Source organism: Actinoplanes sp. NPDC051388 (genome assembly GCF_055586225.1).
Genome location: NZ_JBVJIP010000009.1, coordinates 208,945 through 224,560, shown reverse-complemented (window position 1 = coordinate 224,560; position 15,616 = coordinate 208,945). Strand labels below are relative to the sequence as shown.

12 protein-coding genes and 3 pseudogenes are annotated in these 15,616 nt (G+C 71.5%); 2 read left to right on the top strand and 13 right to left on the bottom strand.

Annotated features, from left to right (window positions below; translation table 11 throughout):
* Window positions 1-118 precede the first annotated feature (118 nt).
* Window positions 119-2,614, top strand: a complete 2,496-nt coding sequence (locus ACZ6TI_RS23815; RefSeq protein WP_465347324.1) for a DEAD/DEAH box helicase — start codon at window positions 119-121, stop codon at window positions 2,612-2,614.
* A 107-nt stretch (window positions 2,615-2,721) separates the two neighbouring features.
* Here ACZ6TI_RS23815 and ACZ6TI_RS23810 read toward each other — a convergent pair.
* Window positions 2,722-3,261: pseudogene (locus ACZ6TI_RS23810) on the bottom strand (EamA family transporter); the annotation flags it as partial.
* Between the two features lie 332 nt (window positions 3,262-3,593).
* On the opposite strand from ACZ6TI_RS23810, the pseudogene ACZ6TI_RS23805 reads away from it, so the two are divergent.
* Window positions 3,594-4,373 (top strand): annotated as a pseudogene (locus tag ACZ6TI_RS23805) (LysR family transcriptional regulator); the annotation flags it as partial.
* Here ACZ6TI_RS23805 and ACZ6TI_RS23800 read toward each other — a convergent pair.
* From ACZ6TI_RS23800 to ACZ6TI_RS23745, 12 genes and pseudogenes are all read right to left on the bottom strand, one after another.
* Window positions 4,342-5,295, bottom strand: coding sequence for a DMT family transporter (locus ACZ6TI_RS23800; RefSeq protein ID WP_465347323.1), 954 nt, complete (start codon window positions 5,293-5,295; stop codon window positions 4,342-4,344). The pseudogene ACZ6TI_RS23805 and the gene ACZ6TI_RS23800 overlap by 32 nt on opposite strands.
* Before the next feature lie 316 nt (window positions 5,296-5,611).
* Complete coding sequence (locus tag ACZ6TI_RS23795; RefSeq protein ID WP_465347322.1) at window positions 5,612-6,502, bottom strand: helix-hairpin-helix domain-containing protein; 891 nt, start codon at window positions 6,500-6,502, stop codon at window positions 5,612-5,614.
* A gap of 94 nt (window positions 6,503-6,596) precedes the next feature.
* Window positions 6,597-8,855: an ATP-binding cassette domain-containing protein gene (locus tag ACZ6TI_RS23790; RefSeq protein WP_465347321.1), complete on the bottom strand. Its 2,259-nt coding sequence runs from the start codon at window positions 8,853-8,855 to the stop codon at window positions 6,597-6,599.
* 28 nt (window positions 8,856-8,883) lie between these two features.
* A complete protein-coding gene (locus ACZ6TI_RS23785; RefSeq protein ID WP_465347320.1) occupies window positions 8,884-9,441 on the bottom strand; it encodes a MerR family transcriptional regulator in 558 nt (185 codons plus the stop codon).
* Window positions 9,442-9,562: 121 nt separating this feature from the next.
* Window positions 9,563-10,027, bottom strand: coding sequence for a bifunctional nuclease family protein (locus ACZ6TI_RS23780; RefSeq protein ID WP_465347319.1), 465 nt, complete (start codon window positions 10,025-10,027; stop codon window positions 9,563-9,565).
* Window positions 10,028-10,171: 144 nt separating this feature from the next.
* A complete protein-coding gene (ftsR, locus tag ACZ6TI_RS23775) occupies window positions 10,172-10,834 on the bottom strand; it encodes a transcriptional regulator FtsR (protein WP_465347318.1) in 663 nt (220 codons plus the stop codon).
* A 68-nt stretch (window positions 10,835-10,902) separates the two neighbouring features.
* On the bottom strand, window positions 10,903-11,352 hold the full coding sequence (gene odhI / locus ACZ6TI_RS23770) for an oxoglutarate dehydrogenase inhibitor Odhl (RefSeq protein ID WP_465347317.1): 450 nt from the start codon (window positions 11,350-11,352) through the stop codon (window positions 10,903-10,905).
* A 232-nt stretch (window positions 11,353-11,584) separates the two neighbouring features.
* Window positions 11,585-11,965 carry a glycine cleavage system protein GcvH gene (gene gcvH / locus ACZ6TI_RS23765; RefSeq protein WP_465347316.1) on the bottom strand — a complete coding sequence of 127 codons (381 nt, stop codon included), beginning with the start codon at window positions 11,963-11,965 and terminating at the stop codon, window positions 11,585-11,587.
* Window positions 11,966-11,993: 28 nt separating this feature from the next.
* Window positions 11,994-13,565, bottom strand: a complete 1,572-nt coding sequence (locus ACZ6TI_RS23760) for a DUF881 domain-containing protein (RefSeq protein WP_465347315.1) — start codon at window positions 13,563-13,565, stop codon at window positions 11,994-11,996.
* Between the two features lie 7 nt (window positions 13,566-13,572).
* Window positions 13,573-13,905, bottom strand: a complete 333-nt coding sequence (locus ACZ6TI_RS23755) for a small basic family protein (RefSeq protein WP_465347314.1) — start codon at window positions 13,903-13,905, stop codon at window positions 13,573-13,575.
* Window positions 13,902-14,816 (bottom strand): DUF881 domain-containing protein, encoded by a 915-nt coding sequence (locus ACZ6TI_RS23750; protein ID WP_465347313.1) that lies wholly within the window; start codon window positions 14,814-14,816, stop codon window positions 13,902-13,904. Before ACZ6TI_RS23750 ends, ACZ6TI_RS23755 begins: the two co-directional genes overlap by 4 nt.
* Before the next feature lie 191 nt (window positions 14,817-15,007).
* A pseudogene (locus tag ACZ6TI_RS23745) lies at window positions 15,008-15,598 on the bottom strand (CDP-alcohol phosphatidyltransferase family protein); the annotation flags it as partial.
* Window positions 15,599-15,616: the final 18 nt, after the last annotated feature.

Below are 15,616 nucleotides of genomic sequence, written 5' to 3'. Positions count from 1 at the left end.
ACGTACCCCCCCCCCCCCCCCCCCCCCCCCCCCCCCCCCCCCCCCCCCCCCCCCCCCCTCTCTCCCCCCCCCCCCCCCCCCCCCCCCCCCACAACTGTGTCTATAGGCTTGCCACATCATGAACCTGACCGAGCGCCTCCCCGGCACCACCGATCCCGACGCCGTCCTCGACGCCTTCCAGGGCTGGGTGGGTGAGCAGGGCCTGACCCTCTATCCGCATCAGGAGGAGGCGCTGCTGGAGATCGTCACGGGCGCGAACGTCATCCTCAACACCCCCACCGGCTCCGGAAAGAGCCTGGTGGCCGTCGGCGCCCACTTCGCCGCGCTGGCCGACAAGCGCACCACCTTCTACACCGCGCCGATCAAGGCCCTCGTGTCGGAGAAGTTCTTCGCCCTCTGTGCCACCTTCGGCGCGCACAACGTCGGCATGCTGACCGGCGACGCGAGCGTCAACGCGGACGCGCCGATCATCTGCTGCACCGCGGAGATCCTGGCCAACCTGGCGCTGCGCGAAGGCGCCGCCGCCGACGTCGGCCAGGTCGTGATGGACGAGTTCCACTTCTATGCCGAGCCGGATCGGGGCTGGGCCTGGCAGGTGCCGCTGATCGAGCTCCCCCAGGCGCAGTTCATCCTGATGTCCGCCACGCTCGGCGACACCACGCGCTTCGTCGACGACCTCTCGCGGCGCACCGGCCGGTCGACCGCGGTGGTCGCCACGGCCGAGCGGCCGGTCCCGCTGCTCTTCGAGTACGCGATGACGCCGCTGCACGAGACCATCGAGGAGCTGCTCACCACCCGCCAGGCGCCGGTCTACATCGTGCACTTCACCCAGGCCGCCGCCCTGGACCGCGCGCAGGCCCTGATGAGCATCAACATGTGCACCCGCGCCGAGAAGGACGCGATCGCCGCGGCCATCGGCAACTTCCGGTTCACCGCCGGCTTCGGGCGCACGCTGTCCCGGCTGGTCCGGCACGGCATCGGTGTGCACCACGCGGGCATGCTGCCGAAGTACCGCCGCCTGGTGGAGACCCTGGCCCAGGCGGGTCTGCTCAAGGTGATCTGCGGCACCGACACCCTGGGCGTGGGCATCAACGTGCCGATCCGCACGGTGCTGTTCACCGGACTGTCCAAGTACGATGGTGTGAAGACCCGGCTGCTGAAGGCGCGCGAGTTCCACCAGATCGCGGGCCGGGCCGGCCGGGCGGGCTACGACACCGTGGGCACGGTCATCGTGCAGGCGCCCGAGCACGTCATCGACAACCAGCGGATGCTGGCCAAGGCCGGCGACGACCCGAAGAAGCGCCGCAAGGTGGTGCGCAAGAAGCCGCCGGAGGGCACCGTCGGCTACGGCCAGCCCACCTTCGACCGCCTCGTCGTCGCCGACCCCGAGCCGCTCACCTCCTCGTTCCAGGTGTCGCACGCGATGCTGCTGAACGTGCTGGGCCGCGGCGGCGACCCGGTGGCGGCGATGCGGCACCTGCTGACCGACAACCACGAGGAACCGGCCGCGCAGCGCAGGCACATCCGCCGCACGGTGGCGATCGCCCGCGCCCTGCTGGCCGGCGGCGTGATCGAGCGGCATTCCACCGACGGCCTCGTCACCTACCGGCTGGTCGACGATCTGCAGATCGACTTCGCGCTCAATCAGGCGCTGTCCCCGTTCGCGCTGGCCTGCCTGGAACTGCTCGATCGCGAGGCGCCGGAATATCCGCTCGACGTGGTGTCGGTGATCGAGGCGACCCTCGAGGACCCGCGGCAGGTGCTCTCCGCGCAGCGGCAGAAGGCGCGCGGCGAGGCGGTCAACGCGATGAAGGCCGAGGGCATCGAGTACGAGCAGCGGATGGAGCTGCTCGAGGACGTGACCCACCCGCGGCCGCTGCTGGAGATGCTCGAGGCGGCGTACGAGACCTACCGCCGCGGCCACCCGTGGGTCGCCGACCACGAACTCAAGCCCAAGGCCGTGGTCCGCGACATGTACGAGCGCGCGATGACCTTCACCGAGTACGTGTCGTTCTACGGCCTGTCCCGCTCCGAGGGCCTCGTCCTGCGCTATCTGGCGGACGCCTATCGCGCGTTGCGGCAGACCGTGCCCGAGGACGCCCGCACCGAGGAGCTGACCGACCTCATCGAGTGGCTCGGCGAGCTGGTCCGCCAGGTCGACTCCAGCCTGCTCGACGAGTGGGAGCGGCTGCGCGACCCGGGCGTCGAGGTGACCGAGGCACGGCTGGACGACAAGCCGCCCGCGGTCACCCGCAACACCCGCGCCTTCCGGGTGCTCGTTCGCAACGCCATGTTCCGCCGCGTCGAGTTGGCCGCGCAGCGTCGCAGCGGCGAACTGGGCGATCTCGACTCCGAGTCGGGCTGGACGGCCGACCGCTGGGCCGACGCCCTGGCGGACTACTTCGACGAGTACGACTCGATCGGCATCGGCTCCGACGCCCGCGGGCCGGCGCTGTTGCAGATCGAGGTGGGCGCCGACTCCTGGCTCGTGCGCCAGGTCTTCGACGACCCGTCCGAGGACCACGACTGGGGCATCTCCGCGACGGTCGACCTGGCCGCCTCGGACGAGCTGGGCGCGGCCGCCGTGACGGTGACGGACGTCGGCCCGCTCTGACCCCCGAAAGACAGTGGTAGCTCACGCGTGCGTTCGCGGCCGGGATGCACGTCTGCGCTACCACTGCGGGCGCCGGTGCGCTCGGCGCCGATGCCGGCCACCACGACGAAGACGATGCCGGCCACGGCGACCCAGCTCGGGATCTGGCCGAGCAGCACCAGGCCGATCACCAGCGCAGCGGCCGGCTCCAGCGCCATCAGGGTGCCGAACGCGGCCGTGGTGAGCCGGCGCAGGGCCAGCAGCTCCAGGCTGAACGGGATCACCGGCAGCAGGATCGCCAGCCCGGCGCCGATCAGCAGCAGCTGCGGGGTGACGTGGCCGAAGGTCGACGGGCCGGCCACCAGGGTGGCGACGATGCCCGCGACCGGCATCGAGATGGCCAGCCCCTGCAGGCCGGACACGGTGTCGCCGACCTTCTGGGTGAGCAGGATGTAGGCCGCCCAGCACAGCCCGGCGGCGAGCGCGAAGAACACGCCCAGCGGGTCGGCGCCGCCGTGCCACGGCTCGGTCAGCAGCAGCACGCCGATCGCGGCGGGCGCGGCCCACAGCTTGGCCCGGCCCGAGCCGCGCGCCACCGCCACGCCCAGCGGCCCGAGGAATTCGAGCGCGCTCGCCGTGCCGAGCGGCAGCCGGGACACCGCGGCCATGAACAGCATGGTGATCGCGGCCGTGACCACGCCCAGCGCGACGCAGGTCAGCAACGCCCGGCGGCTCAGCCCGCGCAGCCGCGGCCGGACCAGCAGCGGCAGCAGCAGCCCGGCCCAGGCGAGCCGCAGCCAGGCCGCGCCCTCCGCACCGATCTCGTCGATCAGGCCGACCGACGCGGCGATGCCGAGCTGCACCAGGACCATCGAGGCGACCGCCAGCAGGGCGCCGGCGCGAGCGTTGTTCGTCATGCGTCCCAGTCCAGCCCATTCGATCGTTCACGTCCACGTGGTAATCATGGACACACCGTTCGCACTTGCTGAACAATGAGCGCATGGAGACCCGCCGCCTGCGGATATTGCTCGAGCTGTCGCGACTCGGGTCGATGCGCGCCGTCGCCGAGGAGATGCACCTCACCACCTCGACGGTGTCGCAGCAGGTCGCGGCGCTGGCCAAGGAGGTCGGCGCGACGCTGATCGAGCCGGACGGGCGGCGGATCCGGCTCACCCCGGCCGGGCGCCGGCTGGCCACGCACAGCGTCACGATCCTCGCCGCGGAGGAGGCCGCCCGCCTCGACCTGGACCCGGGCGCGGAGCCCGCCGGCGCGCTCCGCGTCTCCGGTTTCGCCACCGCGATCCGCCGCGACCTGCTGCCGATCGTCAGCGATCTGCGCGGCAGCCACCCGCGGGTCCGCGTGTCGATCCTCGAGCACGAGCCGTTCGAACAGTTCGCGTTGCTCGCCACCGACGACATCGACCTCGCGCTGACCTACGACTACAACCTCGCCCCGGCCGCCTTCGACACCACGCTCACCGCCCGCCCGCTGTGGTCGGCGCCGTGGGCGCTGGGCGTCCCCGTCACTTTCGATGGGGACGTGCCCGCGCAGGACTGGATCGTCAACTCGCGCAACACCGCGGACGAAGACGTGGTGCGCACACTCGCGTCGCTCGCCGGTTTCACCCCGCGCTTCGTGCACCAGGCGGACAGCCTCGAACTGGTGCAGGATCTGATCGTGGCCGGGCTGGGCGTCGGGCTGCTGCCCGCCGACCAGCCCACCATTCCCGGCGTGAAGCTGGTCCGGCCTAGCGGTCCGGACGTGCGGCTGCGGGCGTTTGCGGTGGCTCGGCGGGGACGGGAGGGGTGGCCGCCGCTGGCGCTGCTGCTGGATCGGCTCGGCGGCGGGACACCGCTACCCCCACCAGGCACAACGCCCCGCCGGCCAGGGTGAGCCAGCCGGGCACCTCGTCGAGGAAGAGCCAGGACATGAGTACGACGAGGGCCGGCACCACGTAGGTCGTCGCGCCCATCCGGCCGGCCGTGGTGCGGGCGATCGCATAGGCCCAGGTGGTGAACGCGACGGCGGTCGGGAACACACCGAGATAGATCATGTTGAGCGTGGCGGAGACCGGCGCGTCGCCCACCTCGCCGATCAGTTGGCCGCTGAAGGGCAGCAGCACCACCGTGGCGACCAGGCAGCCATAGGTGGTGACCTGCAACGCGCTGCCGTGCCGCAACGCCGGCTTCTGCGTCACCACGCCGACCGCATAGGCCACCGCGGCCAGGAAACACAGGACCACGCCGAGCACAGAGGACGCCCCGCCCTGCGAGGTCGACACCCCCACGACCGCGGTGCCGGCGAAGGCCACCGCGATGCCCGCCCACAGCGACCGAGGCACCGCCTCGCTCAGCAGCCAGCCGCTGAGCAACGCGATCAGGATCGGGCCGACGTTGACCACCAGCGCGGCGGTGCCGGCGTCGACCTCGCGCTCACCCCAGTTGAGCAGCACCATGTAACCGGCGAACCACAGCACGCCGGAGATCAGGATGCCCGGCCAGGCGGCCCGCACCGGCCATCCGACCCGGCGGATCGACGCGAAGACGCCGAGCACCAGCGCGGCGGTGGCGAGCCGGCCCAGCGCCAGGGCGCCCGGCGAATAGGCCTCGCCCGCGCTGCGGATCGAGACGAAGGCGGACGCCCAGAAGACGACGGTGACCCCGGCGGCGGCCAGGGCCGTGGCCGATTGGCGATCAGGCATGATGCCGAATCTATGGGTGATCCAGTTCGGCACCCAGCGAATTACGGCCCGGTTACCGCGACTTCCCGCCAATCCCGCCGCGCTTCCTCTGAGGGAGCAGAGGGGCTCTGCTTCCTCAGAGGCAATCGCCTGAGCGCCGCTGACCCAGAGGAAGCAGAGGGGCTCTGCTTCCTCAGAGGCAATCGCTGCCAGAGAGCGCCGCTGGCTTAGAGGAAGCAGAGGGGCTCTGCTCCCTCAGAGGCAATCACTGCCAGAGAGCGCCGCTGGCTTAGAGGAAGCAGAGGGGCTCTGCTTCCTCAGAGGCAGCGGCTGGCTGTCAGGCCTTGGCGCCCTTCAGGGTGCGGGTCAGCTCGGCGAAGCCGGCCAGGTCGCCGTCGGCGAGCAGGCGAGCCTGCCGCGACCAGGTGACCGCACTGGCCGGGTAGCGCATGCCGGCGCCCACGACGGCGGCCCGGACGGTCGCGCCCTCGGCGGTGGCGAGCTGGTCGAACGTGCCGATGCCGGCGGCCTGCAGCGCGGCGGCCATCTTCGGACCGATGCCCTCGATGCGCTTGAGGTCGTCGCCGGCCACGCCGTTGCGCTGGGCGGGCACGACGGTGGGCTGGGCGGGCACGACGGTGGCGGCGGGCGGCTCGGCGTCGAGCGTGGTCGCGACGGTGACCGGCTCGGCCTCGGCGGCAACCGGCGCCGGCTCCGCAATCGGCTCCGGCGTCGCGATCGGCTCGGCCTCCGCAATCGGCTCCGGCTCCGCAATCGGCTCCGGCTCCGCGGTCGGCTCCACGACGGGCTCGGCGGCGGCGACCGGCTCGTCCTCCACCGCGCCGCCCGAGAAGTGCGGCCGCGGCTCAGGATCGGTGTCCTCGACGGCTTCACCGGAAACGTCCGGCTTCGGCTCGGCCACCGGCTCGTCCTCGACGGCGCCCACGGAGAGGTGCGGCTTCGCCTGGGCGACCGGCTCGTCCTCGACCGCACCCGTGGAGAGGTGCGGCTTCGGCTCGGCCGCGGTGACCGGCGCGGTCACTGAGGCGACCGGCTCGGCGGCGACCGGCTCAGCGGCAACCGGCTCGGCGGCGACCGGCTCGGCGGCAACCGGCGCAGCGACCACGGAAGCCGGCTCGGCGGCGGCCGACGAGCCGCGGCGGCCCCACACCAGCCACCCGACGAGCAGGCCGATCAGGAACGCGAGAATGGAGTAGACGACTGCCACGGGGACCTCCGGGCCGGACAACGGGCTCAACGACGCGGGAAGCTTCGCACACGTCGATGCCCGCGGTCACATTGCGTCCCGCGTGTCGGGCCGGTTACTGGCTCACGTACTCCCGGAGGTGACGCGCGGTCAGGGTGTCGGCCTTTCCGACCAGGTCGGCGGGCGTGCCGGTGAAGACCACCCGGCCACCGTCCGCACCGGCGCCGGGACCGAGGTCGATGATCCAGTCGGCGTGCGCCATCACCGCCTGGTGGTGCTCGATGACGATGACCGTGTTGCCGTCGTCGACCAACCGGTCGAGCAGCGCCAGCAGTTGGTCCACATCGGCCAGATGCAGACCGGTGGTCGGCTCGTCGAGGATGTAGGTCGCTGCCGCTTCGGCCATGTGGATGGCCAGTTTGAGCCGTTGCCGTTCGCCGCCGGACAGGGTGGTCAGCGGCTGGCCCAGGCTGAGATAGCCGAGCCCGACGTCGGAGAGCCGGTCGAGCACCGCCCGCGCCTGCTTCTCGGTGAAGAACTCGCGCGCCTCGGTGACCGACATGGCCAGCACCTCGGAGATGTCCTTGCCGCGCAGCTTGTAGGTCAGCACCTGCGGCGTGAACCGCTTGCCCTCGCACTGCTCGCACACCGACGCCACGCCGGCCATCATCGCCAGGTCGACGTAGACCAGCCCGATCCCCTTGCAGTTCGGGCAGGCGCCCTCGGAGTTGGCGCTGAACAACGCCGGCTTCACCTTGTTGGCCTTGGCGAAGGCGGCCCGGATCGGGTCGAGCAGACCGGTGTACGTCGCCGGATTGCTGCGCCGGGACCCGCGGATCGCCGACTGATCGACCACCACCACGTCCTCCGCCTTGGGCAGCGAGCCGTAGATCAGCGAGCTCTTGCCCGACCCGGCCACCCCGGTCACCACGGTCAGCACGCCAAGCGGAATGTCCACCGAGACGTCCTTGAGGTTGTGCAGGGTGGCGCCGGCGATGGCGAGATGCCCGGTCGGCTCCCGGAACGCGGTGCGCAGGGCGACCCGGTGGTCGAGGTGCCGCCCGGTCAGCGTGTCCGACGCGCGCAGTTCGTCGACCGTACCCTCGAAAGTGATGGTGCCGCCCGCCGGACCGGCCCCCGGGCCGAGGTCGACGACGTGGTCGGCGATCGCGATCGTCTCGGGTTTGTGCTCCACCACGAGCACGGTGTTTCCCTTGTCCCGCAGGCGTTGCAGCAGGCTGTTCATGCGGCGGATGTCGTGCGGGTGCAGGCCGATCGTGGGCTCGTCGAAGACGTACGTGACATCGGTCAGCGCGGATCCCAGATGCCGGACCATCTTGACGCGCTGCGCCTCGCCGCCGGAGAGCGTGCCGGACTCGCGGTCGAGCGACAGATAGCCGAGCCCGATCTCGACCAGCGAGTCGAGGGTGTTGCGCAGGTTGATCAGCACCGGGCCGATCGACGGCGCATTGAGCTCGCCGAGGAACGTGGCCAGATCGCTGACCTGCATCGCCGAGCACTCCGCGATGTTCTTGCCGTCGATCCGGGACTCCAGCACCTCGGGCTTGAGCCGGGTGCCCTTGCACGCGCCACAGGCGGCGAACGTGGCCACCCGGTCGATGAAGGCGCGGATGTGCGGCTGCGCGGAGTCCCGGTCCTTGGACAGATACATGCGCTGGACCTTGACCACGAGGCCCTCGTACGACGTGTTGATGCCGTTGACCTTGATCTTGGTGGCCGGGCGGTGCAGGAAGTCCTCCCACTCCTGCCCGGTGAAGTCCCGCAGCGGCTTGTCCGGGTCGAAGTAGCCGGACTCGGCGAAACCCTTCACATACCAGCCGTCGACGCTGAAGTTGGGCACCGTGATCGCGCCCTCGTTGATCGACTTGTCGCGGTCCACCATGCCGTCGACGTCGATGCTGGACACTTTGCCGATGCCCTCGCACACCGGGCACATGCCCTCGGCGTTGAACGAATAGGCCAGCGCGGTGCCCGCGCTCGGCGTGCCGATCCGGCTGAAGACGATCCGCAACATCGTGTACGCGTCCGTCGCCGTGCCCAGCGTGGACCGCGCGTTGGCGCCCATCCGCTCCTGGTCGACGACGATCGCGGCGCTCAGGTTGTGCAGCGCGTCCACGTCCGGCCGGCTCGGGCTGCCCATGAACGACTGCAGGAACGCCGAGTACGTCTCGTTGATCATGCGTTGCGACTCGGCGGCGATGGTGCCGAACACGAGTGAGGACTTGCCGGAACCGGAGACTCCGGTGAAGACCGTCAGGCGGCGTTTGGGGAGATCGACGGAGACGTCACGGAGATTGTTCTCCCTCGCCCCGCGGACTTGAATGGCGTCGTGGCCGTCGGCGATGTGGGTCACCGGATGACCCTACCTGCAAGTCCTGGCCTCAGCCGGCTCGGCGCTTGGCCCTCCGAGCAGCCAACTCGTCACCCTCGGCGGGCTCGGCCGGCAGATCCGTGCCGACCGGCTGCGGCGAGGCCGGCTCGGCCGGCAGGTTGGTGAGCGAGCCCTGGATCTCCTTGAAGGCGCCGCCGATCGCGATGCCGAACACGCCCTGGCCGCCCTGCAGCAGGTCGACGACCTCTTCCGGGGACCGGCACTCGTAGACCGTGGTGCCGTCGGAGATCAAGGTGATGCCGGCCAGATCCTCCACCCCGCGCGAGCGGAGCGTGTCGATGGCCTTGCGGATGTTCTGCAGCGACACGCCCGCGTCGAGCAGCCGCTTGACCACCTTGAGCACGACCAGGTCGCGGAACGAGTAGAGCCGCTGGGTGCCCGAGCCGGAGGCGTCCCGGATGCTCGGCACCACCAGGGCGGTGCGCGCCCAGTAGTCCAGCTGGCGGTAGCTGATGCCGACCGCGTGGCACGCGGTCACCCCGCGATAACCGACGGAACCATCCTCGCCGAGATGGCCTTCGCCGCCCGCAGAAGGCTGATCGTGCATGCGACTACCTCCCCGCTGCCGCTTCAACCGGACCACACGAGCCTATATCTCAGCGGCCTGCGAAACAGGGAGGTAATACTGCGACACGCCGCGTACGGACGACCGTCCCGGAAAGGGCGGTTTATCCCGCGAAGTCCTCGGGACGCACCTGGTCGAGGAACTCGCGGAACTTTTCCACCTCGTCCTCCTGCTCGTCCGGGATCACGATGCCGGCCTCGGTGAGCACCTGGTCGGCGCACCGGATCGGGGCGCCCACCCGCAGCGCCAGCGCGATCGAGTCGCTCGGCCGGGCGGACACCCGCAGCTCCTCGCCGATCAACAGGTCGGCGTAGAAGACGTTGTCCTTCAGCTCGGTGATCTCCACCGCCTTCAGCGGCTGCTGGAGGGCCTTCAGGATGTCCCGGAGCAGGTCGTGGGTCAGCGGCCGGGCGGGCTTGACGCCCTGCTGCTCGTACGCGATGGCGGTCGCCTCCACCGCGCCGATCCAGATCGGCAGATAACGATCCCCGTCGACCTCTCTGAGCAGGACGATCGGCTGGTTACTGGGCAACTCCACCCGAACCCCGACCACGCTCAGCTCGCGCACCGCCCGCCTCCGTGTGTCGCTGTTGTCGTCCGCCCACAGGGCGGCCGCCAGGTGCGACGGCTGCCCTACTCCTGCACGGTACACGCACGCTGTCCGTGTCCGTCCGGAGCGGGATACCCGACTCCGGGTGTTTCCACGCGTTCCCTAACGCCCCAGCTCGCCGCGGAGCCCCGCGCGCACCAGGGCCGCGTGCAGCCGCTGGGACAACGCCTGCAGCTCACGGGCGGTCTCCGCGGCGCGCGCCCGGGCCGCGGGGTCGTGCTGGCGCACCAGCGGCGCCAGCAACTGCGCGAACAGGCCCACCTCGCGGTCCGCGCCGGTGCGGAACGCGCGCAGGTGCCGCAGCTCCAGGCCGTGCCGGGCCAGCCCGGCCACCGACTCCACGATGACCACGGCGTCGCCGTCGTACCAGCCGGGCGGCCGGGCCGTGACCAGCCCGGCCTTCTCCAGCTCGGTGAGCATCTCGTCGCTCACCCCGGCACGCTCGAGCAGCTCGGCCCGCGGGACTCGGGTGTCCGCGGGATCCGCCGCCTTCGTCGTGCCCACCGCGACCAGAGCGGGTCGCTGCGGTGGCTCGAGCTCCTGCTTGTCCAGCTGCTCGCGGATGACCCGCAGCGGCAGGTATTGGTCCCGCTGCGCGGTCAGGACGAAACGCAGCCGGTGCACGTCCTCCCACGAGTACTTCCGGTAGCCCGACGGTGTCCGCTGCGGCTCGACCAGGCCCTCCGCCTCGAGGAACCGCAGCTTGGAGATGGTCGTGTCGGGGAACTCGGTGCGCAGCTCGGCGAGCACCTCACCGATGCTCATCAGCGCACTCTCACGTCCACGCCCCGGGCGCGCCGCCCCCGGATCGTGTGCCGCCGCCCCCGCCGAGCTCACGCCTGGCCCTCGCCCTCCGGTCGGGGTCCGGCGATGAAGACCAGGCGGAACTTGCCGATCTGCACCTCGTCGCCGTTGCTGAGCGTCGCGGCCTCGACGCGCTCGCGATTCACATAGGTCCCGTTCAGCGAGCCGACGTCACGCACCGTGAAGGTCCCCTGGTCACGGTGGAACTCGGCGTGCCGGCGGGACACCGTCACGTCATCGAGGAAGATGTCGCTGTCCGGGTGGCGGCCGCTCGTGGTCACGTCATGGTCCAGCAGGAACCGGGCGCCCGCGTTCGGCCCCCGGCGCACCACCAGCAATGCCATCCCGGGCGGGAGCGAGCCGGACATCCGGCTCGGCACCACATCGGTTTCAGGCCCCTCGAGCACCTCGTCGAGCGCACCGAGGTTCAGCGTGGACGTGACGTCGAGTGGGGGAAACTCGTCGTCTGGGCGCGTCATCGGACCACCTCACGGATCTGTAGCGGTCGCACCGCCCGACGGCCGGGGGTGGGCGGGACCGGGCAGAACGCCCGGAGCGCGGCACCCCCCGCCGCTGCCCGGAGGCCCGGGACGCACGACTATCGGTTTCGAAGAGATAACAAGTTCTACACGTGCCACGCGAGCCTAGTCAGCCCCGGAAGCGCGGGGCAACCAGACGCGCGGGGCGCGTTCGGTCGATCGAAAGGACGTTTCAGCTCTCGGTGAGCGCGCGGTATCCGGCCGCGTCCAGCAGGCCGTCCACCGCCGCCGGATCGTCCGGCGCGATCTCCACCAGCCAGCCCGCCGCATAGGGCTCCGCGTTGATCAGCTCCGGCTCGTCGGCCAGTGTGGCATTGCGCGCCACCACCGTGCCGGCGATCGGCGCGTAGATCTCCGAGACGCTCTTGGTGGACTCGATCTCACCGAGCGAGTCACCGGCCGCCACCGTGGTGCCCTCATCGGGCAGCTGCACGTAAACGATGTCGCCGAGCGCGTCCTGCGCGAAGTGGGTGATGCCCACCCGCACCGGACCGCTGCCGTCGGACGCCACCCACTCGTGCTCGGCCGTGTAACGCAGATCCTCTGGGATCACACATTCCTCCGTAGTGACACCGGGTTGCTCATGACGTCGGACGCGCGTGTTGCAGGGTGGTGGCCTTGCGCACGGCGGTCACCTCGACCACCGCCACCTGGTTGATGTTCACGCTACCGCCGGCCCCCTCCACCGAAGCGACCACCCCACCCGGGATGCGCAGGGCGGTCTCCATGGTCTGCGCCGGGCCGATGGCGAGCAGTTCGAACGGCCCGGTCAGCCGGCTGCCGTCCACCGCGATGCCGCCCTCCTGCGCGTCCACGAAGTAGGTCGACGCCACGATCCGCACCGGCGCGCCGCCGGCGCCGTGGATCTGCATCACCTCACCACCGGCGCCACGCAGCTCCTGGACCGCGTTCAGCACCGCGGACGCCTTGACGCCGACCATGGTGATCCGCAGCCCCGGCCCGCGCCCCGCCATCGTGCCGGCCAGCAGCCCGAGCTCGTCGGCCCGCTTGTCGGCCTCGGCGCGGGCCGCCTGCCGCCCGGCGACACCGGAGGTGAGCTGCCGCTGCGAATTCTCCAGCCCGGCGATCTCCAGCTGCAGCCGGGTGTCCTGCGAGTCCAGGTCGGAGAGGATCCGCACCAGGTCCTCCTGACGGGTCGAGGCCAGGCCGTCGGTGGTGTTGTTACTGCGCAACTGCACCACCAGCGTGAACCCGAACAACGCCAGCAACACCCCGATCAACGCCCCGGCCGACGACACCCGGGCCTTCTTCGCGGGCGCCCGGCCGCCGTCGCCGGCCTCCGGCTCGACCGGTGGTTCTTCGCCTTCCTCCGATACGCGCACAGCGTCCCCGCCGATACCGGGCTCGGAGTCAGGTCGAGCAATCACCGCATCGGGTGACACCGCGACGTCCCGCCCCGCATCCCCCGAGCCCGGCTCCGCCGCCTTCCCGGCCTTCGGAGGCAGGATCCGCCGCGTCTCCCCGTCATCCCCGGATCCGGCCTCGGCCGGCACGCTGAGCCGCGTGGTGGCCTCGTCGTCCGCCGCATCGGGTCCGGGCGTGGCGGGCACGATCAGCCGCGTGGTGGCCTCATCGTCCGACTCGCGCCGCTCTGTTGGCCGCTCAGCCGGCCGCTCTGTTGGCCGCTCTGTCGCGCCGGTCGGGTCGGCGGCCTTCTTGCGGCGCGTGACCGGCCGTTTGATCGGCACGGTCGGCGCGTTGGCCTCCTGATCACCCCTCGCCCCCGGCGAGCGGACCGGCGGCGTCGCCCCACGCTCGGACGGATCACCCTCCGGCGCGGGCGGCGTAGTCGCGAGCTCCGAGGGACCGCCCGCAGGCTGGCCCGCCTCGGCCTGACGCGGCGTCGCCCCGCGCTCCGAAGAATCGCCTGCCGGCTGGGCCGGCTGGGATCGCCGAGGTGTCGGCTCGTGGTCCGAAGGATCGTCTGCGGGCTGGGCCGGCTCGGGCTGCCGGGGCGTCGCCTCGCGCTCGTCCGGATGGTCGGCGGGCCGGGGCGGCGGGGTCCCGGGGCGGCGGCCCGCCACCGGCAGGTCACGGTGCGTGTCCGCCGGGTCGACGGGAGTGTCGGCCGGGCGCGTCGGGTCGCCGGGCGGCGTACCCCGCTCGGGGTTTTCGTGGTTCTTGTCTGCCATGCCCGCGCTACGCCCTGAAGAGGTGCCGTCGGATGGCTGCCACGTTGCCGAAGATGCGGACGCCGAGGACGACCACGACGCCGGTGGAGAGCTGGCCGCCGACGCCGAGCTGGTCGCCCAGATAGACGATCAGGCCGGCGACCAGGACGTTCGACACGAAGGACACCACGAACTGCTTGTCGTCGAAGATGCCGTCGAGCTTGGCGCGCACCCCGCCGAACACCGCGTCCAGCGCGGCGACCACGGCGATCGGCAGATAGGGCTGCAGGCCGGGCGGCACGGTCGGATGGAACACGATGCCCAGCACGACACCGGCGACAAGGGCGAGAACGGCGATCATCGGCCGCCTTCCGATGGGGAGCTGTCCGGCCTGGCGCCGGAGGACGTGGACTCGGAACCGGACGGCGCCGGCGGCGGGGCCAGCACCTGGGCGTTGCGCAGGGTGAGTTCGGACGCGCCGTCCAGGGTGACATCGTCGACGGTCGAGGTGTCGAACGACATCCCGTACCGGTTGGACAGTTCCTGGAAGAACCGCCCCGCGTAACCGTCGCGGAAGTCGTCCTCGAGCTCGTCCGGACCGAGCGCGACCACCTCGTAGGGCGAGGTGACCGGCCGGAAGTCCACCAGGATCGCCTCGCCGGCCTGCCGGATCGTGGAGGTCGCGGTGAGCCGCATGCCGTTGATCGCGATCGCCTCGGCGCCGGCCGCCCACAGCGCGTTCGACGCCTGCTGCAGGTCCGAGTCCTTGACCTGGCCCGCTGTCTCCCGCTCGCCGGTGACCGGGTTGATCGTCACCGGCCCGTCGGCGAGCGTCACCTTGGCGCCGCTGCCCCGCACCGGGGCGAGCCCGGTGGCCGCCTCGAGGTCCCGCAACCGCGCGACCTGGGCCTCGCTGAGCTCACGCGCCCGCAGAGCGGCCACCTCGGCGCGCAACGCGTCCGCGCGATTCTGCAGCTCGACGGTGTCCTGGCGGCGGTCGACCACCTGGGTGACCAGCGTGTTGTGCGCCTGGGTGCGGGCCGGCTCGTCGGCCACCGTCTGCCGGTAGGCCATCACCAGCAGGAACCCGAGCGCGACCAGGGTGACCGCGGTGATGCCGCTGAGCACCTTCCGGGCCCGCGGCGAAGGTCCCTCACCGCGAGCCTTGCGGGCGGCCGCGTCCGCATATCCGGGGTCGAGCGGATTGCGGAACAGCTCGGTCAGGAAGTCAGGTGTGAAGGTGCGGCGCTCCCCACCGGCGGGCGCCGTCATCCGGCAACCGCCGCCGGCCCGGAAGACCCGTCCTTGTTGGGCGGCAGCGCAGCCGGGCCGTCCTTCGCGGGCGGCGTGCCCGCACTGTCAACCGCCGCGGACCCGCCGTCGGTGGGCGGCAGCGCAGCCGGGTCGGGCTTGGCGGGCGGCGTGCCCGCGCCGTTGGGCGAGGGTGGCTCGGGTGGCGACGGCCGGTCGGCGCGCAGCAGTTGGGTGAACTGGATCAGATAGAGCGCGGCCGCGGCCCAGTAGAGGCCCAGCGCCCACCAGGCCAGCCCCCAGCCGAGCGGCTCGAGCACGTCGGCCGCGTCCGGCAGTGCGACCGCCAGCAGCAGCACCGGGAACGCGCCCAGCAGCACGAACGTGCCGGTCTTCCCGACGTAGTGCACCGGCGGCGGACCGTGCCCGTGCCGGCGCAGCACCAGCAGCGCGATGCCGAGCACCAGCTCGCGCAGCAGCAAAGCCGCGGTCAGCCACCACGGCACCACCTCGCGCAGGGTGAAGCCGACCAGCGTGGCCAGGATGTAGAGCCGGTCCGCGAACGGGTCGAGCAGCTCACCGAGCCGGCTCACCTGACCCATGCGACGGGCCACGTAACCGTCCACCCAGTCGGTGGTGCCACCCAGCGTCAGCACGATCACCGCGGCGAGGTCGTGCCTCGGGCCGAGCAGCAGATAGAGGAACACCGGCACGCCGAGCAGCCGGACGAAGCTGATGATGTTGGGGATGGTCCAGATGCGGTTGGACGTCGCGACGGGCGCGCGCGCAGGCTGCTGCGACATCGCGACTCCCTCTCCCCC